The 1,168-nt window shown below is 26.7% G+C and carries 1 protein-coding gene; it reads right to left on the bottom strand.

What is annotated here, in order from left to right; all coding sequences use genetic code 11:
* Positions 1-56: 56 nt before the first annotated feature.
* Entirely contained in the window at positions 57-737 is a 681-nt protein-coding gene (locus tag VN21_RS11845) for a helix-turn-helix domain-containing protein (protein WP_046822119.1), read from the bottom strand.
* Positions 738-1,168: the final 431 nt, after the last annotated feature.

Raw genomic sequence — 1,168 nt, 5'->3', positions numbered from 1 at the left:
TTTATTTAATTCCTTTATTGCAGTATATATAGTTTCTTTTTTTATACTATTGAATATCATCTCCTCTCTATTTCTTCCAACTTTTTTAAGAAATCTATTTCCATTTTTAAGCGGTCATTTTCAATTTTAAGTAACTTCATCTGAACTTCTAGTTGTTCTTTTTCTGTCATAAGCTCTATTTCTTTAGCCTTACCTCGTTTATCTTCAAGCCCTTTATATCCATGTTTTTTATATTTTCTAACCCAATTGTAAATTTGTTGGTAAGATACTTTATATTTATCTGAAGTTAGATGATAATCAAAATTATTAGTCATGCAAAATCCAACAATTTCAACTCTTTCATCAAACGTTGTTTTTCTCCCTTTAATCATAAGTTTCTTCTCCTTGTTATTCTGAGATTTAGTCATATTATGATTATTATTATACTTGATTATCCAACGTTGAAGTACAGATATACTAGATATTTTGTATTTACTGCATACATCTAATAGCGAATATTTACCTGATAAAAAATCCTTCACTGCTAGTATTTTAGTCTGTGTCGAATAGTACTTATTTGTAGGTTTATTTTTTAAACCTTCAATGCCAATAGATTTATATGTAATAATCCATCTTCGCACTTGTTCTGGACAAACACCAACTTCTTTAGAAATTTCAATAATACTCTTACGATTATTGATGTAATTTAATACTTCCTTTATTTTTACTTCATCACTAACTTTAGCTTTTCTAGGCATAAAAACATACTCCCTTCATAGTTACAGTTTTTATTATTTAAACTGTCTACTATAAAGGGAGCATATCAAATTAATGTATACGACTTTTCTTATATACTAATTATACTATACGTAAAAATAACAATATACAACATGTTTTCTGTTAAATTTATTTTACAAATCTTTATAAAAAAATGAGGCCTCTATGGGGGATAGAGACCTCTTAAATGGGGGAGATTGAGTATTTATTTATACTTATATAATGTCCCATTCTAAGATTTATATACATTATTTTTTAATTTTTTTTATTTATTTTTATTTAAGTTTAATTCTTCTTGATTTTACACATCAAAAAGTGGTTGATATTTAGTTTGCACCGAAGTGGTCATTTAAAGCATCTTCTCAGCTTTATGACCCAAGCGCAAACTAAATATCAACCACCACTTAAATCC

It is taken from the genome of Paraclostridium benzoelyticum, from assembly GCF_001006285.1.
Lineage (GTDB): Bacteria > Bacillota > Clostridia > Peptostreptococcales > Peptostreptococcaceae > Paraclostridium > Paraclostridium benzoelyticum.
This window is presented reverse-complemented; position numbering and strand designations above follow the sequence as displayed.

Bases quoted from the DNA above. Each gene is read 5' to 3' on its own strand.
- VN21_RS11845 (WP_046822119.1), bottom strand. From the start codon at position 737: ATGCCTAGAAAAGCTAAAGTTAGTGATGAAGTAAAAATAAAGGAAGTA.